27 protein-coding genes are annotated in these 24425 nt (G+C 38.3%); 9 read left to right on the top strand and 18 right to left on the bottom strand.

The genetic code is table 11. The annotated features are described in order from the left end of the window. Positions 1-42: 42 nt before the first annotated feature. The 3 genes from kynU to kynA are packed head-to-tail and all read left to right on the top strand — an operon-like array spanning position 43 to position 3603. Positions 43-1323 carry a kynureninase gene (gene kynU / locus AC27HL_RS05550; RefSeq protein WP_487079604.1) on the top strand — a complete coding sequence of 427 codons (1281 nt, stop codon included), beginning with the start codon at positions 43-45 and terminating at the stop codon, positions 1321-1323. After that, positions 1323-2711 carry an FAD-dependent oxidoreductase gene (locus AC27HL_RS05545; RefSeq protein WP_487079603.1) on the top strand — a complete coding sequence of 463 codons (1389 nt, stop codon included), beginning with the start codon at positions 1323-1325 and terminating at the stop codon, positions 2709-2711. The genes kynU and AC27HL_RS05545 overlap by 1 nt, the downstream gene beginning before the upstream one ends. Continuing rightward, positions 2704-3603, top strand: a complete 900-nt coding sequence (gene kynA / locus AC27HL_RS05540; RefSeq protein ID WP_487079602.1) for a tryptophan 2,3-dioxygenase — start codon at positions 2704-2706, stop codon at positions 3601-3603. The genes AC27HL_RS05545 and kynA overlap by 8 nt, the downstream gene beginning before the upstream one ends. Before the next feature lie 45 nt (positions 3604-3648). On the opposite strand, the gene AC27HL_RS05535 is transcribed toward kynA, so the two are convergent. The 3 genes from AC27HL_RS05535 to AC27HL_RS05525 form a co-directional block, all read right to left on the bottom strand. After that, positions 3649-4029, bottom strand: a complete 381-nt coding sequence (locus AC27HL_RS05535; protein WP_487079601.1) for an MGMT family protein — start codon at positions 4027-4029, stop codon at positions 3649-3651. Positions 4030-4037: 8 nt separating this feature from the next. Continuing rightward, positions 4038-4703 (bottom strand): SDR family oxidoreductase, encoded by a 666-nt coding sequence (locus AC27HL_RS05530; RefSeq protein ID WP_487079599.1) that lies wholly within the window; start codon positions 4701-4703, stop codon positions 4038-4040. Positions 4704-4802: 99 nt separating this feature from the next. Next, positions 4803-5225, bottom strand: coding sequence for an HvfA family oxazolone/thioamide-modified RiPP metallophore (locus tag AC27HL_RS05525; RefSeq protein WP_487079597.1), 423 nt, complete (start codon positions 5223-5225; stop codon positions 4803-4805). 180 nt (positions 5226-5405) lie between these two features. Between AC27HL_RS05525 and AC27HL_RS05520 the strand changes: the two genes are divergently transcribed. The 6 genes from AC27HL_RS05520 (at position 5406) to AC27HL_RS05495 (ending at position 8916) form a co-directional block, all read left to right on the top strand. Further along, a complete protein-coding gene (locus AC27HL_RS05520) occupies positions 5406-6353 on the top strand; it encodes a tRNA-dihydrouridine synthase (protein WP_487079595.1) in 948 nt (315 codons plus the stop codon). A gap of 207 nt (positions 6354-6560) precedes the next feature. Then, positions 6561-7538, top strand: a complete 978-nt coding sequence (locus AC27HL_RS05515) for a methylenetetrahydrofolate reductase (RefSeq protein ID WP_487079594.1) — start codon at positions 6561-6563, stop codon at positions 7536-7538. Positions 7539-7623: 85 nt separating this feature from the next. Next, positions 7624-7866 carry a hypothetical protein gene (locus tag AC27HL_RS05510; RefSeq protein ID WP_487079592.1) on the top strand — a complete coding sequence of 81 codons (243 nt, stop codon included), beginning with the start codon at positions 7624-7626 and terminating at the stop codon, positions 7864-7866. 41 nt (positions 7867-7907) lie between these two features. Further along, on the top strand, positions 7908-8099 hold the full coding sequence (locus tag AC27HL_RS05505; RefSeq protein WP_487079590.1) for a hypothetical protein: 192 nt from the start codon (positions 7908-7910) through the stop codon (positions 8097-8099). Between the two features lie 143 nt (positions 8100-8242). Continuing rightward, positions 8243-8530, top strand: a complete 288-nt coding sequence (locus tag AC27HL_RS05500) for a hypothetical protein (RefSeq protein ID WP_487079588.1) — start codon at positions 8243-8245, stop codon at positions 8528-8530. A 146-nt stretch (positions 8531-8676) separates the two neighbouring features. Then, positions 8677-8916: a hypothetical protein gene (locus AC27HL_RS05495; RefSeq protein WP_487079586.1), complete on the top strand. Its 240-nt coding sequence runs from the start codon at positions 8677-8679 to the stop codon at positions 8914-8916. Between the two features lie 86 nt (positions 8917-9002). On the opposite strand, the gene AC27HL_RS05490 is transcribed toward AC27HL_RS05495, so the two are convergent. From AC27HL_RS05490 to AC27HL_RS05420, 15 genes are all read right to left on the bottom strand, one after another. Then, on the bottom strand, positions 9003-9392 hold the full coding sequence (locus tag AC27HL_RS05490; RefSeq protein WP_487079584.1) for an acyl-CoA thioesterase: 390 nt from the start codon (positions 9390-9392) through the stop codon (positions 9003-9005). Positions 9393-9473: 81 nt separating this feature from the next. Beyond that, on the bottom strand, positions 9474-10553 hold the full coding sequence (locus AC27HL_RS05485) for a beta-ketoacyl-ACP synthase 3 (RefSeq protein ID WP_487079582.1): 1080 nt from the start codon (positions 10551-10553) through the stop codon (positions 9474-9476). Positions 10554-10698: 145 nt separating this feature from the next. Further along, entirely contained in the window at positions 10699-11319 is a 621-nt protein-coding gene (locus AC27HL_RS05480; protein ID WP_487079580.1) for a DsbA family protein, read from the bottom strand. A 113-nt stretch (positions 11320-11432) separates the two neighbouring features. Continuing rightward, positions 11433-11762, bottom strand: a complete 330-nt coding sequence (locus AC27HL_RS05475) for a YbaB/EbfC family nucleoid-associated protein (protein ID WP_487079908.1) — start codon at positions 11760-11762, stop codon at positions 11433-11435. 63 nt (positions 11763-11825) lie between these two features. Beyond that, positions 11826-14027 carry a DNA polymerase III subunit gamma/tau gene (gene dnaX / locus AC27HL_RS05470; protein WP_487079578.1) on the bottom strand — a complete coding sequence of 734 codons (2202 nt, stop codon included), beginning with the start codon at positions 14025-14027 and terminating at the stop codon, positions 11826-11828. 9 nt (positions 14028-14036) lie between these two features. Next, the gene (gene apt / locus AC27HL_RS05465; protein ID WP_487079576.1) at positions 14037-14582 is read right to left on the bottom strand and encodes an adenine phosphoribosyltransferase; all 546 of its coding nucleotides are present in this window, start codon (positions 14580-14582) and stop codon (positions 14037-14039) included. A gap of 54 nt (positions 14583-14636) precedes the next feature. Then, positions 14637-15020, bottom strand: a complete 384-nt coding sequence (locus tag AC27HL_RS05460) for a response regulator (RefSeq protein ID WP_487079574.1) — start codon at positions 15018-15020, stop codon at positions 14637-14639. 23 nt (positions 15021-15043) lie between these two features. After that, entirely contained in the window at positions 15044-15166 is a 123-nt protein-coding gene (locus AC27HL_RS05455) for a hypothetical protein (protein ID WP_487079572.1), read from the bottom strand. Positions 15167-15367: 201 nt separating this feature from the next. Further along, on the bottom strand, positions 15368-16627 hold the full coding sequence (locus tag AC27HL_RS05450) for a tetratricopeptide repeat protein (protein ID WP_487079571.1): 1260 nt from the start codon (positions 16625-16627) through the stop codon (positions 15368-15370). Positions 16628-16629: 2 nt separating this feature from the next. Beyond that, positions 16630-17247 (bottom strand): energy transducer TonB, encoded by a 618-nt coding sequence (locus AC27HL_RS05445; protein ID WP_487079569.1) that lies wholly within the window; start codon positions 17245-17247, stop codon positions 16630-16632. Positions 17248-17250: 3 nt separating this feature from the next. Next, positions 17251-17652, bottom strand: a complete 402-nt coding sequence (locus AC27HL_RS05440) for an ExbD/TolR family protein (RefSeq protein WP_487079568.1) — start codon at positions 17650-17652, stop codon at positions 17251-17253. A 12-nt stretch (positions 17653-17664) separates the two neighbouring features. Then, the gene (locus AC27HL_RS05435) at positions 17665-18189 is read right to left on the bottom strand and encodes a MotA/TolQ/ExbB proton channel family protein (RefSeq protein WP_487079566.1); all 525 of its coding nucleotides are present in this window, start codon (positions 18187-18189) and stop codon (positions 17665-17667) included. Beyond that, entirely contained in the window at positions 18189-19532 is a 1344-nt protein-coding gene (locus tag AC27HL_RS05430) for a MotA/TolQ/ExbB proton channel family protein (RefSeq protein WP_487079565.1), read from the bottom strand. Before AC27HL_RS05430 ends, AC27HL_RS05435 begins: the two co-directional genes overlap by 1 nt. Then, a complete protein-coding gene (locus AC27HL_RS05425) occupies positions 19532-20311 on the bottom strand; it encodes a DUF3450 domain-containing protein (protein ID WP_487079563.1) in 780 nt (259 codons plus the stop codon). The genes AC27HL_RS05430 and AC27HL_RS05425 overlap by 1 nt, the downstream gene beginning before the upstream one ends. A gap of 530 nt (positions 20312-20841) precedes the next feature. After that, complete coding sequence (locus AC27HL_RS05420; protein ID WP_487079562.1) at positions 20842-23631, bottom strand: TonB-dependent receptor; 2790 nt, start codon at positions 23629-23631, stop codon at positions 20842-20844. Between the last annotated feature and the right edge of the window lie 794 nt (positions 23632-24425).

Raw genomic sequence — 24425 nt, 5'->3', positions numbered from 1 at the left:
ATGCGAAATGAAAAAATAAACATCAATAAGAGCAAGAATAATATGTTAGACAATAAAATTAATACCTTAAGCTATGCAACCGCATTAGATAAAGCCGACCCTCTCGCCCATATGCGCGAGCATTTTTCTATTCCAAAACAAGCTTCGGGCAATAACGAATACTACTTCACTGGCAATTCATTGGGGCTACAACCTAAACTTGCTCGTGAGGCGGTAATAGAGTTACTTGATGCATGGCAACAACGTGGCGTTAAGGGCCATTTTGAAGGTGACTTTCCATGGATGCCTTACCATGAATTCCTCACAGAGCAAGCCGCAGAAATTGTCGGAGCACAAGCAAAAGAAGTTGTGATGATGAATTCATTAACCGCTAACTTACATTTTATGATGGCAAGCTTTTATCAACCAACAGTCCAGCGCAGTAAAATTCTTATTGAAGATCATGCGTTTCCATCGGATCATTACGCGGTTGAATCACAACTAAAACATCATAATAAAAACGTCGATGACAACCTTTTACTTTGGACTCCTCGCGCAGATGAAGAGTTACTTAACTATGATGATTTATGGCATATATTAGAAAATCACGGTGATGAAATCGCCCTAATTTTGCTGCCAGGTGTGCAATATTATACTGGTCAAGTGTTAGATATGAAGCGCATTACTAAAGCCGCTCACGCAAAAGGCATCAAGGTAGGTTTTGACCTTGCACATGCTGCGGGTAATATCGAATTATCGCTACATGACTGGCAAGTCGACTTTGCCTGTTGGTGTAGCTATAAATATCTTAACAGCGGCGCAGGTTCAGTAGCAGGTTGTTTCGTTCATCAAAAGCATGTTGAAAATACCACATTGAATCGCCTTGCCGGCTGGTGGGGACATGATAAAGCTAGCCGTTTTAAAATGGAAAATACCTTCAAGCCCATTGCAAGTGCAGAAGGTTGGCAATTATCCAATCCGCCGGTTTTATCGCTAGCGGCAGTGCGAGGCTCTTTCGATACCATTAAGCTTGCTGGTGGTATGCCGGCATTACGAAAGAAATCATTAAAACTTACTCAATACCTGCTCGACTTAATTCAGCATGAATTAGGCGATAAAATTCGTGTTATCACTCCTGTTGAGCCAAGTGAGCGAGGCTGTCAGTTATCTTTGATGGTTAATGTTGCAGGGCTAGACGGCAAAGCCATGTATAAAGCATTAGAAGAAAATGGCGTCACCACCGACTGGCGAGAACCTAACGTTATTCGCGTAGCGCCAGTCCCCTTGTATAACAACTTTCAAGATATTTTTCACTTCGTTAGAATTTTAAAGGAGTGCATTTAATGTCAGAAATATCAGCACATAAAGAAAATATCACAATTGCCGGTGCAGGTCCGGTTGGTACATTGTTGGCGATTATTTTGGCACGTCACGGTCATCAGGTTAATTTACTTGAGTCACGACCTGACTCTCGAACTCATAATATTTATCAAGGCAAGTCGATAAATATTGCCCTTTCCGACCGGGGTTGGTTAGCATTAGAATCTGTGGGGATTGCTAAGCAAGTTAAAAAAAATGCTATCGCTATGAAAAAGAGAGTGATGCATGCCATTGATGGCTCTATCACAGAACAAAATTACGGCACAGCAGAGCAAGCCATATGGTCTGTTTCACGTTCAGGTATCAACGAACAGCTGCTTGATTTGGCAGAGCAAGAGCCATTAATAAATATCGCATTCGAACAACGCCTAATTGATGTTGACTTTAGTAGTGCTGCCGCGAGTTTTAGCCATGACCATTCCATCAATAAAGTTAGTAGCGATATACTTTTTGGCGCAGATGGTGCTTACTCAAAAGTACGACGACTAGCTCAAGAAACGCCACGTTTTAGCTATAGCCAAACCTATATGCCGCAAAGCTACATCGAATTGCATATTCCAGCAAATGAAGACGGCTCTTTTAAAATGGACAAAGATGCCCTGCATATTTGGCCGCGCAAAGACTTTATGCTAATTGCATTACCAAACCCAGATGGCACATTTACCTGCACATTATTTCTTGACTATCAAGGAGATATTTCATTCTCAGCATTAACAGAACGTGATGATGTGCAAGCATTTTTTCAGCAAAATTTTACAGATGCTATGCCATTACTGGAAAACCCTATCGATGAGTTTATGGCAAAAACGGCTAATCCATTATTTTTAGTAAATGTTGACCCTTGGGTGATCAATAATAAAGTCGCGTTAATTGGTGACGCTGCTCACGCCATGGTGCCATTTTATGGCCAAGGCATGAATTGCGGCTTTGAAGATTGCCGAATATTAAACGAATTAATTACCCAATATAGCAATAATTGGTCAGAAGTATTTCCTGCCTACCAAGCGGCCCGTAAAATTAACGCCGATGCTATTACCGAATTAGCCAAACGAAACTTTATTGAAATGAGTGAACTTTCTGGGCAAACATGTTTTTTACTACAAAAGAAAATTGAAGCCGAGTTTCATCAACGCTACCCTGAACTATGGATACCACTATACTCTATGGTAACTTTTTCACCTTTGCTACCTTACTCTGAAGCTTTAGCCATTGGTGATATTCAACAAAAAATAATGCAGCAAATTATGAAAACACCAAACCTTGAAGACTGTTGGCAGGAAGAGTTTATTTATCAAAAATTAAAACAGCTCACCGAAGCGGCTTTTAAAAAGGAGGGCAACACCAATGTCTAATAAGCAATCAGATAGTAAAGTAAAAGGTTGCCCTTTTCATAGCTCGGCCAACAATCAAAATGAAAATTTTCGTGAATTAGAAGATGGTATCCATCAAGACTTTGACGATGAAATGTCTTATGGCGATTACTTACAGTTAGAACGAATTTTATCGGCGCAAAAACCAATAAGTAATGAACATGATGAAATGCTTTTTATCGTCATTCATCAAAGTAGCGAACTATGGTTAAAACTTGCCGGCCATGAGTTACAGCGAGCGCTAGAGCATATAAAGTCGGCTAATTTTGGACCCGCTTTTAAAGTCATTGCCCGAGTAAAACAAATTTTTCTACAATTGACACAATCTTGGAATATTTTATCGACGCTAACCCCGAGCGATTATTTAAAGTTTCGTGATGATTTAGGACGCTCTTCAGGATTTCAATCATATGGCTATCGCAAATTAGAATTTTTATTAGGTAATAAAAATGCCGATATGCTCAACATTCACAAAGCCAACGAAAGTGCACATCGAGAATTAAGCCAATTACTTAACCAAAATAGTCTTTATGATGAAGTAATTATTGCCCTAGCTAAAGCGGGTTTTGCTATAGATGACAATGTAATACGACGCGATGTTACTCAGCCGTATCAACGTAATGAATCCGTGCTGGCTGCTTGGCTAAATGTTTATCAGCAGCCTGATACCTATTTTGAGCTTTATGAATTAGCAGAAAAGCTGGTCGATATAGAAGATGCCTTTCAGCAATGGCGTTTTAAGCATATGTACACAGTGCAGCGTATTATTGGCTATAAACAAGGAACTGGCGGCTCATCCGGCGTAGGCTTTTTGAAAAAAGCCTTAGATGTTAGTTTCTTCCCTGAACTCTTTGAAGTTAGAACACACCTGTAATTAATCACGAAAACATTTGAGTTTGCAAATATTCAAATGTTTTCGCTAATGCTCTAAAACAAACAATAGTTCAGCTAAATCAGGTTGCCATTGAAATTCAGCTAACTTCACGCGTGCACCAATAACCACCACTTGCTCTTCCTGTAACAAACCTTTTTGGCGTTCAAAGTGTTCAGTGCCAACAGCAAAGGATATTTTCCCTTGCGAGTTTAACACACGATACCAGGGAACCGTTTGCCCGCGCCAGCCCTGCTCGGGAACTGCCCCTAGTGCTTTACCCACCAATCTTGCACGTCCTGGTAACCCAGCAAGATCGGCAATTTGGCCATAACAAGCTATTTTTCCTTCAGGAATGGCCTGCACCGTTTGCCAAATTTTAATATGCTTAACATTGTATTGGCTATTAAGCTCAAGGGCATTATTCATGTTAGGTTTTACCAAGGCAGTATTTCACCATTAGAATGTTTAAAAACACCACTTTCAGCCATAGTTAATTGATTAATCAAATTTATTAATCGTGCTGCTGATTCGCTGGCACTTATATCACCACCGAAATTCACCATATCGGTTTGGACATAGCCTGGATGATAAATACCAACAGCAATTCCTTTATATGCAAGATCATGACTTAACGACATGGCAGCAGCATTTAATGCAGCTTTTGACATTCGATAACCATAACGGCCACCTGAGCTATTATCAGCAATAGAACCCATTCGAGAGGTTATTAGGGCAACTTTTGCACCATTGCTTAGTTGGCTTTGCAATTGAGCGACAATATTTAGCGGTGCAATAGCGTTAACTTCAAATTGTGCTCGTATGGTATCAAGGTTAAGTTGAGTTAAACTTTCATCACGTAAAATACCAGCATTACAAACCAAAACATCAATCGCAATGCCTTGCAATGCATTTGCCATATGCTTGAGACCTTCTGCCGTTGCAACATCTACTTGCTCGATTACATTAACATTTAAGGCGCTGAGCGCATCACTAGATTGGCGACACAAAGCAAAAACATTGTCACCTTGTGCACTAAAACTTGCCGCCATGGCTAAGCCAATTCCTCGATTAGCGCCAGTGATCACCACATTGTTATTCATTTTACTACCCATTAATACTTTTACAGGTATTAAAACTAAAAAACCACTTCATGTGAAGTGGTTTTCTTTAGGATAATATGGAAGTATTGTTAGGCAGCCTTATTCGCCACACTTACCTTCGCCACATTTACCTTTTTTAGCTTTTTTCTTGCCTTCGCCACATTTACCTTCGCCGCACTTGCCTTTTTTCTTCATTTTAGACTCGCCGCATTTGCCTTCACCACATTTGCCTTTGGCTTTAGCTTTACCTTCACCGCATTTGCCTTCACCGCACTTGCCTTTGGCTTTAGCTTTGCCTTCACCGCATTTGCCTTCGCCACATTTGCCTTTAGCTTTTTTCTTACCTTCTCCACATTTGCCTTCGCCACACTTACCTTTCTCGTGATTATCAGCTGAAACAATGGTCATTACATCTTGTACAGCAAATGGGTTAGTTTCCGCTTTCGCTGGCATAGTTGCCGCTACAGTTAATGCAAACAAGCCTAACAAAGCTGCAATTGAAGATTTTTTGATTAATTTCATTATGTTTTCCTTTTAATTTTTCAATTTGACACTACATCTATAAGTATAGCTATTTACAAAGACCATACAGGGTGTAAATAAATTTCAAGCGCTGTATATTTTTCTAACTTTTTTAACCGATATAACGTTAAATGAGTAATATTTATTTTCTACAACACAGTTGAGCCTAGCTTTATCTTCATGAAACCTCAAGTAAAAAAAATAATTCTCGCACCAATGGAAGGTGTTGCAGATGAACTTATGCGTCGCTTGCTCACCTCAACAAATCACTATGACTTCTGTATTACTGAGTTTGTGCGAGTGGTTGACTCACTTGTTCCTAGGCATGTCTTTCATCGCATATGCCCAGAACTAAAAAATGGTTGCGTAACAAAAAGCGGTACTAAGCTGCGTCTACAACTCTTAGGGCAAGAACCAGCATGGATGGCAGAAAATGCCATACGAGCGATAGAAATGGGCTCACATGGTGTAGATGTTAATTTTGGTTGCCCAGCAAAAGCCGTCAATAAAAGTAAAGGCGGGGCCGTGTTATTAAATGAACCTGAGCAAATTTATAAAATTTTGCATGAAATTCGACAAGCTATAGGTACAGAGCAAACTCTGTCAGCGAAAATTAGGCTTGGTTTTACCGACGCATCAAAATTAGATGAAATTGTCAGTGCGATTGTTTCTGCTAATGTTGACCAGTTAACCATTCACGCTCGTACCAAACAAGACGGCTATAAACCACCAGCATATTGGCATTTTATTGGCAAAATAGTGGAAAAGTACAATATAGAGATTTTTGCAAATGGTGAAATTTGGAATAAAAATGACGCAAATAACTGTATAGAACAAAGCCAAACAGCCAACTTAATGCTTGGTCGCGGCGCATTAGCCCTGCCCAATTTAGCCAATGTGATTAAGTTTGATGAAGCGCCAATGCCATGGTCTAAGCTTAGTGCATTACTCAAACACTACAGCGCTTTGGAATTAAAAGGTGATAAAAGCTATTATTTTTCTAGTCGATTAAAACAATGGTTGCGTTATCTCAGGCTTCAATACCCACAGGCCGAACAGTTATTCAATGCAATAAAGTTATTAAAAAACAAAGATGAAATTCTTAATAAAATAGATCTTTATACTTAGATATATACCCAAGCCACTTGAAGATGCAGTTTCAGGTGGTTTGGATATAAAACAACAATAGGTGGACATCGAAAAATTCCGCTTTCAATGGCGCTTGTATGCATAATGTAGAGGAAATAATTATTAGATTGACGCAGCTTTTTTTTAAACAACAAGGTAATATAATCGTTAATCCTCCCTAGTTTAGAACAAAAAGAAGTAACAACAGTGAAGAATGGTTCAGAATTAAGAGCACGTTATAATGATGTCAATCGTGGTGTATATTTTATTGGAACTACACCACCCAAAAGTGATACGCCAATCGAACAAGTATCAAATATCGCCGACAAGTTACTCGAACGTGTAAGTGATATCGATTTCGATGGCCTAATTGTCTATGATATTCAAAATGAAGACTCTCGTACGGCAGAGCCCCGCCCGTTTCCTTTTAAATCTACCCACGACCCTCGCTTATATTCTTCACTATTAAATCAAAAATCAACAAGACCTGTGATCACATATAAAAGTGTTGTGCAGTCGAATAATGAAGACTTTAATCAATGGGCCAATGAGGCTTGGCAGGATTACGGTGTACGGGATATTGTGCTTGTTGGAAGCCCTTCAAAAAATAATAATGTTAGTTTGCCACTAGGAGACGCCTATAAAACCTTAGTTGCTAACGAAAATGATTTTTTTATTGGCGGAATCACCATTGCTGAGCGCCACGCTAGTAAAAAGAATGAGCACAATAAGCTTATTGAAAAGCATCAACAAGGATGTAATTTCTTTATTTCACAAGCTATTTACAATGCCCAAGCGACGATAGACATGTTGACTCGATATGCTATTGAATGTCAGCAGCAAGGCGTTAAACCACAACGCATTATTTTAACTTTCTCGCCTTGTGGTAGCGAAAAGACTTTAGAGTTTATTGAATGGCTTGGTGTTAGCGTACCAGAGGCAACAAGCTTACGTATTTTAAATGCTGAAAAGCCATTGTATGAATCAATCAGAATTTCAAGCAATACCTTAGTACAAATATTAGATGCCGTACTACCATACAACTTGCCTCTAGGCCTTAACATAGAAAGTTTAACCAACCGAAAAGAAGAAATTGACGGTGCTATTTTACTTTATAAATTACTGCGCTCAACAATGGACAATTATTTAGCTAAACAAGAGCTCACTAGCCTAGCCAATAGTTGATAAAATTTGCCATAAAACTAGCTATGCTTTAACGTATTGCTAGTTAAAAACTTCAACGTGGTTAATCTCTCAAAAGGAAATATTTATGTCTGGTACAGCAATGGTCGTCGCTATCGTTTTTATCTCTGTGGGTTTTGGGGTTATGTATGATATGTACAAAAAACACCTAGAATTCAAAGAGCGCACGTTAAACCACAATAGCCAAAGTGACGAGCAAGCAATTGCTATGAAAAAACAAGTTGAAAAGTTAACAGAGCGAGTGCAAGTGCTAGAGAAAATAGTCACAGATGAAGGTTATCAAGTTAAAAAAGATATCGACAACTTGTAACCTAATACCACTTTAAATTCGAGCCTAGCATGAAGCTGATCATGAGAACTGAGTATGATAACTTGCGAAACAACCCTCTTCATAGTGTTGAAAGTGATGTAAATGGTGACAAACAAGTTGTAAAAATATTTCAAAATGGGCAGCTAATTGCTAAAAGAGTCAAATTGAAAAAATCAATTCGCTACTTTGCAATTAAAGGCTATGAGAATTTTTTAAGCGATGAAAGCGACTAATAACAATCACCTAGCCACTACTTGTTCATATAACTGCACACCCGCATAATATTTCCTAGCTATTACATTTAGACACACAATTTACATTTGTACATTGTTCACTTTATAATCAATTACATTATTTGAAATTATTAGGTGTGCCGATGAAAAACATTGCTGTAAGTATTATCACTTTAATTCTATTATGTTCGTGTTCTTCACAACCTAAAGTCACACAATGGCAAGGCGAATCATTAGGTGCGCTTATTGCCGAATTCGGCACTCCAGCGAGTTTTTTAAAGTTAGACGATGGCAATAAAGTCATTCAATTTCACCATAGCAGCACAGATAAATTGGCCGGAAACTATTGCCAACTTACCTTTATGATCGACGGCGCAAATAAAGTGCTTGGTGTGAATGGTCAAGGTAATGGCGTAAGTTGCACCATATAACTCCGTTTTTCAACCTAATATACCTACAAGCTAAATTATCCTCTTCTACTTTTTAGTATGAAAAAATTAGTAACACTTAGTGAAAATATTGTACTAGTGCCCAACAAAAAGGTTTGCTAAGCTGAACTAAATTAAGGAGTCGATGAATGAATAAAGAACTTCAAGGGTTGTTTTTGTGTATTGCAGCATTGGGCTTTGCTTACACCATTTTAATGGTAATTTTAATGCTGATTTCTGGCGCAAAACTTTTTAAAACAATTGCCGTGGTCTTCACATTATCTGCATTGCTATTTAGCTTTGGCTTATCCAAAAAAATTAAACGTAGACTTAAACAGAAAATTTTTACCACTTTAATGTCGCAAAATAGAGGTTACTCAGCACCTTAATTCAGTTTTAACTAAGCAATATTTTCAAATGTAATATTTTTTCGAAAAATATTACATTGTATTACTTGGCAATAGTCCTTCATCAGTTACTCTTCAAAAGGATCGGTTAAAGAAGCTAAGGTTTTTCCATGTGGTATAGGCTGTTTGGTTTCAGGATCTACTTGCACAAAAACAATATCGTCAGCTAAACAAATCGTTTTCTTGGTCACTTTATTTCTCATTAAACAGGTTATCGTAATCGAGCTTCGCCCAACAGCTTTTGTCGATAAGCCAAACTCTACAACATCACCTTGTTGAGCTGGCGATTCAAAGTTAATTGCACCGATATGCTTGGTCACTAAGCTCTTTGTTTCAAGCTGGCAAATTGCATATATCGCAGCTTCTTCATCAATCCAAGCTAGCGCTCTACCACCAAATAAAGAATTAGCATAATTTAAGTCATTCGGTAGAATTAAACGACGAGATAAAAATCGCATAGTTTTCCTTGCATTCAAATAGATAAACAGACTAACACTGAACTGATTAGCCTGAAATTTAAAATTAACTTTGTGTTTTAATTAGTTGACCAAGTTTTTCTTGGCATTGATAATATCGGTAACCAACTCTAGTCCTGATTTTTCACAACGAGGCAATTCTACATCGGTTGTTGCCAATGCATGGGTTCTAGTTCCCCATTTCACAACATGTGCACTCCATGTTAGTCCACCACCAAAAGCAGGTAACAATACATAAGAATTTTTAGCAATAAAGCTTTCTTCTATTGCTTCAACAAAAGCAACTAATGTTGTTGCCGCAGACATGTTGCCATACTTATGAATATTGACAAACACTCGGTTTTTATCCATTTTAAGACGCTTTACTAAGGTATCAATAATACGTAAGTTAGCTTGATGTGGCACCACGCTGCTCACCTGTTCTGCATCTAGATTAGCCTTAGCCAGTGCCTTATCGCAAGCTTGTGCCATACCTGCAACAGCTTTTTTAAAGATTTCTTGACCTAAAAATGCCCAGTTACTTTGCCCTAAAACTCGACCTTTATTGGCGTATTTCATGCCCCACCCTTCAACTGACAAGATATCGCGTGACTCACCATAACACCCTAAAGCTTCAGCAATAACACCTGACTCTTCATCACTTTGCTCTAAATACAAAGCTGCAGCACCATCACCAAACAAAACGGCAACATCACGATTTTGCCAATCCATAATTGGAGAGATAGTTTCCGCACCGATGACCAAAGCCGATTTAGCCACTCCACTCTTAATCATAGAAGTGGCGACACTCAAACTGTACATGCCACCGGTACATGCGGTACTTACATCCATACAGGCAGCATTTTCAGCCCCTAATAAACGCTGTACGTTTGAAGCAGCATTAGGACAGAGCTCATCAAAGGTAGTACTACCAAATACGATTAGATCAACATCTTCAGCTTTTTTCCCAGCCGCCGCTAACGCTCTAGCACATGCAACATATGCTAGCTCACTAACCGACACATGAGAAATACGCCTTTCTTTCATGCCGGTTCGGGTTGTAATCCATTCATCGTCTGTTTCAAGGAATGTTGCTAAGTCATCATTCGTTAGTGTTGCTGGTGGTAAGCATTTTCCCCAACCTGTAATTGCTGCGTATGTCATAGTTAACCTTTTGCTAAGCGCTTTACTTCTATCTCGTAAAGTTCGTCTCATTTATTGGCTAATCATACTATAAAACATTAAGAGTTTTCGACAAATGCTAGCGTTTTCAGGTTATTTGCTATAGCTAGCTCAACAATTTGTATTATTATCGGCTGTGTTGAATTTTTTTTATTATGGTATTAAAGGTTGTTTGCCAGTTTTTGTAGTCAATAGAGATTGTTGTAAATTGGCTATCATGTTCAAGAACTAAAGAAGGGAAACCTCTTATAGGCATAGCTCTGGCCTTATTAATTTCAGCCATTAATTGGTGTTGAATATGTTTACTTTGCATATGCTCAGTAAATTCATGCTGCTCAAGGCCAATTTTTTCGGCAATCTCTAACAAAGTATCAATATTTGAAGGATTCTTAGCATGTAAGTAATAAGCATGCTGAATTGCCGTTAACATTTCACTTTCTTTTTGGTATTGACGTGCAACAAAGGCAGCACGACATGCGGGATAGGTAGATCGCCTTGGCTTACAATGCTTCCAAAAGTTAAAATTAAACTCAGTACCTAACTGCAAGGAAATTTTTTTCCAGGTATTTTGTAAAAACTCTTGCATATCACTTGGCATCTCCAGATCTGAGTCTTTAGCCAAGCCACCAAGACAGTATTGAATATAAATATGTTCAGCCAACTCGGCCTTAAGCTTCTTCCAAGTTGGCGCATAACCCCAACACCAACTGCACATAGGGTCATACACATAGTGTAATTTTGCTTTCATGTTAACAACCATTATCATTAAACTTAACAACTGAGCGCTTAAAGTCACATACTATTAAATATTAGACAATAAAAAACCCAGATAAACTGGGTTTTATAATATTTAGCTGAAATTTAAAATGGCATTTTCATACCTGGAGGCATTTGCATACCACCAGTTAACGCACCCATTTTTTCTTTGTTCTGTTCTTCTACACGACGCACTGCATCATTCATTGCTGCTGCAACTAAATCTTCTAGCATGTCTTTGTCGTCTTCCATAAGGCTATCATCAATTTCAACTCGACGAATATTATGGTTACCTGTCATTGTGACTTTAACCATACCAGCACCAGACTCACCTGTTACTTCCATATTAGCAAGCTCTTCTTGAGCTTTCGCCATTTTAGCCTGCATTTGTTGGGCTTGCTTCATTAAATTGCCCATGCCACCTTTCATCATAATTCTAACTCCAAAAGTAATATGCCGCCAAAGATAGTTGGTAACGGCTTAAAATTCAAGTAACGTTTAACGCGCTACAATAGTTTCTTGATCAAGCTCAGCTTGAAAATGTTGCTGCAAAGCGATAACGACGTCATCTTCAGCCAAAACTTGCTTTGCATACTCATAACGCTTGTTATTAATATCAGATTGAATTTGATACGGATCAGCAACCGTTTTTTCCACAATATTGAGTTCAACAGTAACTTTTCTTTGCAAGTATTCTGAAATGCGTTGCTCTAATTGCTTATGTGCCGCATCACTATTTAGGTGCTTAATCGATTGATCTAGCTGTAAGATTAATAGTTCATCGGTTGAGTTGTTATCTATTGTTGCATGTATAGCTAGCTGACGTAATCGTGCAATCAACGACATGCTATCTATCATATGCGCCCATTTATCAACTTGATTAGCCTTTTTAATGGTTGCTGGATCTATAATTTCTTCGTTATATGGCTGCTCTGGCAAAGTTGCTAAATCAGGAACCTCGACTTTATTATGCTGTGCTGTAATTACATTATCAGCACTTTCTTGTTCATCTTTATCTGCTGAATTTAAGACTTGACGCAAACCTGCGTCTCTAGGCTTTTTTTCGCCATCCTCCAAGGATTTTTTACGACTTCTTAGCATGTTTCTTGTCGCAATAGCCGCTGCAACAGGCGATTCAAACGAAGATATTTTCTGCTCAGTTGTTTCTGACGATGCTTCATTGCTTACATGATTAGCGCTATCAGCCTCACCCAAGGCTTTATCTTCACTTTCATCTACAGAAGCATTATCTCTGGTTACTGACATATCAAATGATTTTTCTTTACTAGTAAACAAGGCTTCAGCTTGCTGTTCAATAGAGTGCATCTCGTCATTTAATGCGTCTATTGATTTACTGCCTTTTATGCTGTTTTCAGTGCTTAAACTTTCATCAATAGTATTTTCTTGAATTCCAGGCACTTGTTGCTGATTTGTTAACGCTTCTGTTTCATTATTGTCAGCTCCGACAAGCTCTATCTTAGTCGCTTCTAGATCTAGCGATTCTCCTTTGCTAGCAACATTATTTTTAGGAAATTGAATATCGTTCAATGCAATAACTTGCTCACTATCACTTCGACTTTTTTGCTCGTGAGTTTCCGCAAGCAAATTATTATTGGCAACGGGTTTAAATGCCAATAATCTTAGCAACATCATATCAAATGCAGCCTGTTCATCATCTGCATAAGGCAGGTCTTTTCTAGCAGATAGCACAATTTGATAATAAAGTTGCACATCTTCCGGCGACATCAACTGACAAAACTGCTTAAGCATGCTTTGATATTCCGCCGTTAAGCCAAAATGTGTATCAACAACTTGTGCCATGGCAATTTGATGCAACAATTGAATTAGCTCAGCAGTTAAACGGCTATAACTTGGCGCATAAGAAGCTATTTCTAGGGAAAGCTTCATTAGCGCAGAAGAGTCATGCTTTAATAAAGCAATGACAATTTTATAGACCCAGTCCCTATCAACGCCACCCAACATTTGTTGAACATCATCTCTGTTGATTGCTCCATTTCCTTGAGCAATACTTTGATCTGTTAAGCTAAGGCAGTCGCGCATACTGCCTCTTGCCGCTTTCGCTAATAGTGCAATGGCATCATCATCAAATGCCACAGATTCATTAGCTAATATTTCACTAATTTTCTCACTAATTTGCTTTACAGTTAGCGCTTTTAAATGAAATTGCAAGCAACGCGATAGAACCGTAACCGGTAATTTTTGTGGGTCAGTTGTCGCCAAGATGAATTTGACGTGCTCTGGCGGCTCTTCCAGTGTTTTAAGTAGCGCATTGAAACTGCTGCGAGAAAGCATATGTACTTCATCAATCAGATAAACTTTGTAGCGACCTCTCGTTGGTGCATATTGAACGTTATCCAATATTTCACGGGTATCATCGACTTTAGTTCGTGATGCCGCATCAATTTCCAACAAATCAACAAACTTCCCCTGATCAATATCAATACAGGCATCGCAAGTGCCACATGGGTTGGCTGTAATACCTTGTAAGCAGTTCAGGCTTTTCGCAAAAATTCTGGCTATGGTGGTTTTTCCAACACCACGAGTACCTGTGAATAAGTACGCATGATGCAGTCTTTGTTGTGTTAAGGCATTAACTAATACAGTAACTACATGCTCTTGACCCATTAATTCGTTAAAAGACTTGGGACGCCATTTTCTTGCTAAAACCTGATAACTCATTTTTTTGCCTTAGTCGCCAGCGTATTGCAATAATGAAAATACCGATAAATCCATAGCGGCCAACTTAGTTTCTCCACCTAAGTCAGGTAGTGAGATAATAAATGCGGCATCAGTAACTGTTGCACCTAAACGTCGGATTAACTTAGTAGTAGCCTCTATTGTGCCACCTGTAGCGAGGAGATCGTCGATAATTAAAACTTTATCGTCAGCGTTTAAAGCGTCTTGATGTATTTCTAAGGTATCTTGTCCGTATTCAAGCTGATAATCTTGAGCATAAGTAGCGCGTGGTAACTTGCCAGGCTTACGTACAGGTACAAAGCCTACTCCCATTGCAAGAGCTAACGGTGCGCCAAATAAAAAGCCTCGAGCCTCGGTACCAACGATTTTAGTATAACCACCAGCTTTAAACTTATCAGCTAAAATTTCTATGCTAAGTTTAAAGGCTTCGGCATCATCTAATATGCCGGTTACATCTCTAAATAAAATGCCGGTTTTTGGATAATCTGGAATAGTATGAATAGCTGATTTAAGGGTATTAATTTGTGATTCTGTCATGTGCTAAAAGTTAAAATAAATTTTAGCTACAGAATAAAGCAATTTAGCGCAAATTTATAGTGACTGACAGCGAGTATTTGACTTTTGATAGCTTACAATCAAATTAAGTAGTTTATCTTCGTTGATAGGTTTATCAATAACATCTGAAAACAAACCACTTTCAAATTCCACTTGTACCGAACTGCACCCTTGCGTTGTCATAAAAACAATCGGGATTTGGCTATAAAGCTCAGTTTGGCGAAGTTTTTTAATTAATTGAATGCCATTCATAATAGGCATTAAGTGATCAACTATAAGCATATCATAGTGACTTGTTTGGCACTTTTCAGATGCGTCAAGACCATTGCAAGCCGTATCAATTTGATAACCATTAGCAACTAAAAGAACACTTAAACTATCTAATATATGCTGTTTATCGTCAACAATAAGAATGCGCATCTTGAAGAAGTACTGCCTTAATACTAGTTTGCCAGTACTGTAAACCAACCGGCTAACATTGGCAATAAAGGTGCGGCGAACATAGCTAAAACTGCGGCGAATAAATGACGTTTTGACGAGCTATCTTTAAAATTTTCTTGAGACATGAGCAATATTCCTACAATAAATAAACGGCGCGGATTGTAGACTAAAAACTCTAACTTGAACAGCTTTTTTTTGATCTAGATCAATATTTTCATTTCTGGCAAATGGCTAAACTTCAAGAAAAACCATAAAGCCACATAGTTTACTTTAAGCATAAAAAAACCAGCCATAAGGCTGGTTTTTTAAATTAATACCTAAGTTTATTAGATAGAAACTTTTTTGCGTTGTGCAGTATCTTTAATAAAGCTTACCCAACCCTTTGCCGCTTTACGCGTTTTAGGGTCTTTCATCGCTAAGTTAATAGCTTTATAGGCTTGCTTGTACTGCTCTAAATAAAAGTGTGCTTCTGCAATACTCATATGCAGTTTACCTTTATCTTTTACACCAAGCTCTAGCGCTTTATTTAATGCAACAATTGCAGGTTTAAATTGTTCATCTTGCTTTAATAACATACCTTGTTTGCTGTAATGCTTAGCAAGGTTAGTCATTTTAGCTAACTCACCATAATACTTAGCCGCCTTATCTATATGCTGAGCAGCATGCCACGCATTCGCTAAAGAAAACACGTTTTTATCATCACGTTTTACTAAACCCGAATCAATATGCTTTTCAAGCAGTAACGCAGCTTTATATGGCACTTCATTTTGTGAATATAAGCTAGCTAGTGTCTTAATTTCAGATTCTTTCTCAAGAAAACCTTGTTTATAAGCTAGATCTAGCGTCGCTAAACCTTTTTTATAGTCTTCAACAAGCAAATAAAACATGCCTAATTGAGTCCACCAAGTTTTATCTTCAGGGAAAATCTGAATTACAGTTTCTAACGTTTTAACGGCGTCTTTATATTTCTTTTGTTCGTAATATGACGTAACTTTTAAAATATAAGGATTTTTATTTTGCTTGTCTCCATAAGAAGCAATAGCATTATCTGCAGGAACAATTATTTTATCTAGTTGTTTCAAGGCATAATGTGCATTAGCAATTTTAGTCCAAGTATCACCATCAGATTTACCAGTAAAATCCATCCAGGCTTTATAATTAACTAAAGCACCTTCATAATCTTTGGTTTGCATTTGTAAATCGGCTAAAAGCTTTAATGCCTGATCATGATCTTGCTCATTTAGAATATCTGGTCCAACTGCTGCCTTGAGATATTGAATAGCTTTCGCTTCTTCATTACCCATTTGTGCATACATTACCGCAATATAGCGAGCTACAATTGCCTTATCATATTCTTTACTTGGATTAATATCCAAAAGAAGAGCGAGCGCACCAGGAATGTCATCGGCAGTATATAACTCAAAAGCTTTACCTACTTTCTTACCAACGCTCTGTCCCATCAATTGAACTTTACGTTTTGGCTTTTCCGACTTTTCAGCACCAGCTGCAAAAACATCTGTAGCTATAGGTAACTGAATTAAAACAACTGAAACAATTAACAGTAAAGATGAAAATATCTTATTCATAATTAATTCTCCGAGTTCATTTTAAAGTCAAGCTGGACAGTTAAACCAGGTTGTTTCATAGCCTTACCATCAACAACTTTTGGCTTGTACTTCCACTTACGTAGCGCACGCCTAGCTTCTTTATCAAAAATACGCTTAGGCTGTGCCTCAATAACCTGTACATCTTCTACACCGCCAATCTCGTTAATAGTAAATGAAAGTTTAACCCAACCTTCTTTACCATCACGAGCAGCTTGTACAGGGTATTTAGGTTCAATACGTACAATTGGTGTTGCATCACCGTCACGACCAAAACCAGCACCTGGAGCTGATATACCAGCATTAGCGCCTGCTAATTGCACGCCAGGCATATTAAATGTTAAGCCACCAGAATTATTATTTGCTTCAGGCTCAGGAGCTTGAGGCTTAGGTGGTGTTTTTGGCGGCGGCGGCGGCGGAGGTGGCACACGTTGGCGCCTCTCTGCCTGCGACTTAGGTGGCGTCGTATTAACTTCAACAATAATATTTTCTAATTGCTCTTCTTTAACTCTATCACCGCTAGAGACAAGAAATGCCATAAAAGAAAACAACGCAAAAGTTATTGCCGCGCCTAGTAGTATAGATACTAAAAAGCGAACCATAAACTACCCCTTAGCTGCAGCAATAGAAATTCTGTCTATGCCCGCTTCTTTAATTGCATCCATTACTTTAACAACAACGCCATGTTTTGCGTCTTTGTCAGCTTGAATGATTACAACATCAGTTGGTTGCTCAGCCAATAGTTTTTCGATGTTTGCTGCTACGCGTTCAACATCTACACGACGCTTATCCAACCAAATTTCACCTGAATCTTTAACTGCAATAAAGATGTTTGCTGATTTCTGTTTAGATTGATTTGCCGCTTTTGGCTTATTAACTTCAATACCAGCTTCTTTAACAAAAGAAGTAGTTACGATGAAGAAAATCAACATTATGAATACAATGTCTAGCATCGGTGTCATATCAATTGCTGCTTCTTCGTCTTCACGAATACGTTTACGTGCCATTCGAATATCTCTCTAGTGATGAGGTAAACTGTCAACCAGTTTAGCCTTTGCTAGTTTAACTTTAGCGTCTAACCTTGAACTGAAAAACACCCCTGATAATGCTGCAACCATACCCGCCATAGTCGGGATTGTTGCCATTGATATACCAGACGCCATCAGACGCGGATTACCTGTACCTTGTTGTGCCATAACTTCAAACACACCGATCATGCCGGTTACGGTTCCAAGTAGTCCAATAAGTGGACACATTGCCACTAAGGTTCTAATTGTGAGCATACGCTGCTCTAGTAGTTCTGTCGCTTCGGAGATCCAAGTATCTCTAATTCGATGTGCATACCAAGAAGTAGTATCTTCTCGTGCATCCCAACGTCCGACAATATCGTCTTTCATTTTTGGATAGACTTTAGATAAGAACCAATAACGTTCTATCATCATAATCCACATCAATAAGAGTGCGAAGGCAACAACGTACAATACGTCACCGCCAGTCGCAATAAAACTCCTGACAGATTCCCAAAGCTCTATCAGGAATAACATTATTTAGACTCCTTCTCTGCAATCGCAGCGATTAAGCCAGCGCTTTGCTCGTCTAGTTTTTGTAGTACTGATTTACTCTTACTTGCAACAATACTGTGTACTAAGATAAGTGGTAATGCACAAATTAGGCCTAAAGCAGTTGTAACAAGTGCTAATGAGATGTTACCCGCCATAATTTTCGGATCGCCTGTACCAAATAATGTAATTGTTTGGAAGGTCATGATCATACCGATAACCGTACCTAATAGACCCATTAGCGGTGCAATAGCTGCGAACATCTTGATTAAGTTAATGCCACGGTCAACTTTTGGCGTTTCACGTAGAATTGCTTCATCAAGCTTAAGTTCAAGCGTTTCAGCATCAACTGACTTGTTATCAAAGTAAACTTTTAATAAACGGCCAAGTGGGTTGTTTTCATTTGGTTGGTCAAGATTTTTCTCTTGAGAGCGAATTTTTGCACTCATAGCACTAAGAACAATCATACGCTCGATTGCGATGATTAAACCAATGATTAGAAGAACTGTAATTGCATAACCAACGTCTTTACCTTCATGGTAGAATTCCATTAAAGTTTTCTTACGTGTTTCAAGCGTTAAGATAGCACCACGTGAAGGGTCAACGTATAAAGGAGAGTAACCAGCAGTTTCACCAAAGAATGACGAGGCAGTACCAGCAATGTAACCTGCTGGTTGTTTAGCTAATGGCTGAACTTGACCCACTTCATCGTTGTAGTTCAAGTAGCCGTTCGCAGATACTAAGTTAAAAGTACCAATACGAGTCACTTCTTCAGTTGATTTTGAACCATCTAAGTTAGTCACTTCAGTAGTAAACTTAGAAATTTCACCTGATTGTGTCATTTCAGTTTGCAATGCAAACCATAATTCTTCAAGTTGCTCAAGTTCAGGGATAGCTTTTGAATTAGCAATGACATCTAATACTTCACCACGACCTGGGTATTCAGCAGAAACAATTGATGTAGCAATTGTACCGTAAGCATTGGCAGCAGCAGCACGACTTACACCGAACATTTCGCCTAATGTGCCTTTAGCATTGTCAAGCTCTACAGCTTTTTGCGCTAAAGTAATTTCATTATCTGCGTATTCTTTCGTTAAACGCGTATTGCGCGCTTGTTGATTCGCAAGTTCCTTTTTAGCTTTGTTTAATAAAGCTTGTTTGTCTGAACGTGCAGACATAAATTCAGCTTCACGTTGTTTATCAAGCTTTGCTTCAGAAATGCGATCAGCTTTAACTTGCTTTAACAAGTCATCTAATTGATTCGCCGAAGCTGAAGTTGCTACTGACATTGAAGCAGCAAGTAGTACAAAATTAATAACTTTTTTCATTATTTTGCTCCTGCTGCAAATATTGGAAGTTTAGCTAGGTCAAGTGGTAACTGTTTACGAGCCATGCGAACAGCATCAGTAACAGGCTTCAAGTACTCATCACCTAATGCGTCCCATGCACGGTTTTCATTGTTCCAAACCCATGCATTCTTCATATCAAGCGATTGCGCAACAAATGAAATACGTCCCATGTGAACAAAGTCAGCAGTGATCATACGATCACCTAAGTCAAGCTCACCTTGATACACACCGAAAATAGTGCCGTAATTAGCTTCAATTTCATAAGCTTCAAGTACTAAACGAAATTGCTCAGAAACAGATACATCTGAATCGCCCATTACAGTACGTAGAGCAGCAATACGCTCTTTACGCGCATCAATGTTCATAGGAACATCAAGGTCAACAAACTTTTCTAAAGTATCAATCATTTTGTACATTAATGGTACAACACCTTGCTTGGTTTTATCGATACCAGCAATCTGATCTTCTAATGATTTGATGTTGGCTTTTTGATCATCAACCATAAGTTGTACGTGATCATTGTAGCCTTTTAAAACGTCAGCTTCATCAACAGTGTTACGATACTCAGCTAAAAGCTCTTGAGTTTGCTCATAAATGTTGTCGATTTTACTTTGTGATTTGCTTGAAGCTTTAAAAATTTGAGCTTCTGCTTTTTGTAGATCTGTTAAAGCATCTGCTGCAGCGATATTACTCGCTGAGAATGCTAGTGCGCCAATAATCGTCGATGCGATAAGGCTTTTCTTGCTTAATTTGGACATAGTTCCCAACCAATTGCTATTGAATTTTGATAACAAGCTTATTGTTAACGCAAATTTAATAATCTGCCATTTTAAGTTTTAATTTCTCTAGAATAAAACCATGCAATATTCCCAGACGACAGCCATGCTGTCAACTAGGTACATTAAAAAGACAGCCTATTTAACCCATATATAGGTAAATAAACTTTTTTGTAACGAGAATTAAACACAATATTCAGTTAAAAATAAATATTATCGTTAATTTTCGCTATTACAAACATTCCTCTTAATTGTAAAAATATATGCTAAGTATGTTTTACTAACTCTTTCGTAGTAAGTCAATAATATTTACAATTTATACAAATAAAAAATATTAATTGATGGCTTTGTAGGCAATATAGAAATTATATCCACTGCTATATCTAAAATGAATTGAAAATACTATTTGCCCTTAAACTTATAAAGCAAATAACTTGTTATTACTAATGGCATTAAAAAACAAAAAGCCAGTCGATAGACTGGCTTTGATTTTTCTAATTTAGACTTAACGATTAAAACTTAACGTTAGCTTTTACGAAGAAGTAACGACCTAAAACATCATATGTGTAAGGGTCTGTATTTGAGTCATTATTTCCAGAGTAGTATGGAGGTTGCTTATCAAATATGTTGTTTACACCACCTGAAAATGTAATACTTTCACTGTAGAAATAAGCTCCGGAAAGGTCATGATAAACCACTGAGCCTACTGTTGGTGCATAACAAGCCGACGGTTCTTCGTCACAAGATAGTGAGTCCATGCCGTCAATATAACGACCTTCATAGGTTGCTTCCCAGCTTTCACCTTTAACATTAATCGTTAGGTTTGACTTAACATCAGCATAAGCACCACTGCCAGATGTAACAAAGCCAGTATACTCAATAATATTGCCGTCTTGATCTGATTCTTGGTAATGATCTAAGATTGATGTATCTAAGCTAACGCGCCAGTCTAAGTTCGCTGTTTCAAACACATATGTCGCATTAATATCATAACCCGCCGTTGATTGGCCACCAATATTCTGCAAGCCATTATTAAATGAAATACGGCCGGTGCCATCAATTGAAATATTTGCTGACTGACATACAGCAGAGTTTGAATTAATCTTGTTACCGTCGGCATCCATACAAAGGTTTGCAATATAGTTGTTATCAACTGAGCCAATTGCATTAGTAATTTCTATATCATAATAATCAACGGTTAATGATAGTCCAGGGATAAACTCTGGTTCTAAAACAACACCTAAAGTCATGATATCAGCTTCTTCAGGAGTTAGAAGTTCGTTACCACCTACCGTCACTTCTGCTTGTGAATGAGATGATGCAGGGTGTGTTATTTGGTTAAACGATGGAGATTCGCCACCAAACAACTCATCAACTGTTGGTGCTCTAAAGGCTGTTGAAGCCACACCGCGTAGCATGACTTGGTCATTCATTTTCCAGGTAAGACCTAACTTCCAGGTATTATCATCACCAAATGTACTGTAATCGAAGTAACGCATAGCGGCGCTTAGTTCAACATGTTCAGCAAATGGCAAATCTTCTAGTAAAGGTATTGCTAATTCTAAATAAGCTTCATTTACATTAAATGAACCTGACGTAGGTTCAACGCGAGGATCATTTGCCATACCTTGAGCAGTTAATGAATCTGGCGTGAAATATGCCGACTCTAAACGGTGTTCATAACCTGCAGCAAAGCCAATAACACCAGCTGGCACTTCCAATAGTTCACCTGACAATGAAGCCGCAAATATATCCATTTCACTACCACCAGAGTTTAACTCGGTGTAAATATATGGAGCTATTGAATCTCCTGTCCAAGAAGATTGTGTAAACGGGTCAAACTCTTTATTTTGTACAGCATCGTTGATTGCGCCAATGTTATGCAAATTTGAAAGCTTATCTACAGAATCGTTACGACCCTTGTTGTATGACATATCCCATGCAAAACCATTTTCTAACTCACCTTCTAGACCTAGAACAATACGAACGGTATCAACAACCTGTGAGAAGTCACGTGTGCCGGTATCAGACATACGACGACCGTAATCTAGTGCTTCGCCCTCTTGAACACCATTGGCTAATAATGATGGGTTCATCCAAGATGAATCATATACCCAAGCTTCTTTATTCCAAATAGGCTGCGGTGCCATTTGCTGCTCAGACCAACGTTTAGTGTACATTGCTTCAGCAAAAAACATTAGGTCATCTGATAGTTCATATGTACCGTTAACGGTTAAGTTAAGACGTTGCATTGGTGTGAATAGATAACTATCTTTCGAATAGTTGAAACGATCGTTATTATCACCTGAGTAAGCAAAGTCATGATATTCGCCGCCACGGCCACTTAAGTCCGCCTCAGACATACCTTCGTGATATTTGAAAACAGGAATTTGCATGCCATCATCGTCCAAAACGACATCACCTGCATCATCCGTTTTTGCTACGTAAGAGCCATATTGACCACTATCACCAATCGCATATGTTGCATTACCGTCAGCATCAGTACCGCTTTTTACAATACCGTGATGGCTATTACCCCAAATATGACCACCTTCAGCGTAAACACTACCTGCACAATAAAGACCATCACTGCCTTCAGCGATAGGACATTTCGAGAAGTCACGATCTGCCTGGCTCGCTTCACCACGGTCGGTGTATTGTACACCAACTACGATATTTCCTTTGTCAGATGAGCCGCCTAAGGTAAAGTCAAAACTTGATTCATCGGCATCGCCTTGACCAGACATACCCGTTTGAATATTCATTTCAAAACCTTCGTAGTCGCGTTTCAAAATAACGTTGACAACCCCCGCAACAGCATCCGTACCATATACCGCAGAAGCACCGTCTTTAAGCACTTCGATACGTTGGATCATAGAAACAGGAATGGTATTTAAATCAACTGAAGAAGCAGCACCAGTACCAGAAGCAATCATTCGGCGGCCATTTACAAGCACTAAGGTACGAGATGCACCTAGGCCACGCAAATTAACACGCGCGTTACCGCCTGAGCCGTTATTAATGCCCGGGTTTGTCATTGCACCACCAGCAGCAGTCATGCTTTGTAAAACACCATCGATTGACGTAGCACCAGTGGCTAAGATAGCTGACGCATCAATAACAGTAACTGGACTGGCAGTTTCCATATCGGCGCGCTTAATACGCGAACCCGTTACTTCAATTCGCTCTACACTCTTTACTGCTTCATCAGCTGCATATACTGAGGTAGTAACTGCTGTAGCTCCAGCACCAACCATCATGGCAACACTTACTGCTTTTGCTGCTTTACTTCTGTTTAACATATTCACTCCTGAGCCCAATTATGAACTTCGTTTTTATTTTAATATATTGATTTCAAGGCTATTTTTGCCTTTTATTTTTTTTAACAAACACCTTGTTAAAAGTTGCCAAGATATTAAACGCCGTTCTGTAAACGAGTCAAAAGGAAGGAATCAGAAGAAATTTTCATGAGAATTAACTATGTACTAAAAACAAAAATAAACTTTATAAATTCAATTAGTTACAAAACAAAGCTAATAAACGGGATTAAAATACAAAACAATTTGTAACTATAGAGAGTATTACAATAGATAATATAAAAACTATAAAAATCAATAAACTACCACCCGCCACCTTCCCCCTTAGAGACAAAGGCGAAAGAGAGCCTTTCCTTAAAAAACAACAACTTAAAGAAAAAAAACCTCCTCCCCCCCTTAAAAGTCAAAAAAAATTGTTACAACTTTACAGTATTATAAAAATAACAAAGACCATTAACGACATAACGCAAGGCAAAAGCTCGGTTTTAGTATTTTAGGGCAAGTGAATTTCTCGGAAGGTATAAATTAACCATAACTAGTCACAGCAAAGAAATGTACTATATTTTCTTGTTATGAACTAACATCAGCTCACTAGATATACGATTTTAAAATAATTGAAAACGGCTCTAATAGTGAATATTGAGCAAACAACCATTTAGCGCATCCATATAGCTTTTTACAGCGAACAATCTTGACTTATTTTGTTTTCCTTTTAATTATCAGGTTCAATTCGGTTCGTTTATCAGCCTAAAAACTATTTTTCAACAAAGCTAAAGTAA

The sequence above is a fragment of the Colwellia aquaemaris genome (assembly GCF_057548755.1).
Note: the sequence above shows the minus strand (reverse complement) of the source record. Positions and strands in the feature narration are given on the sequence as shown.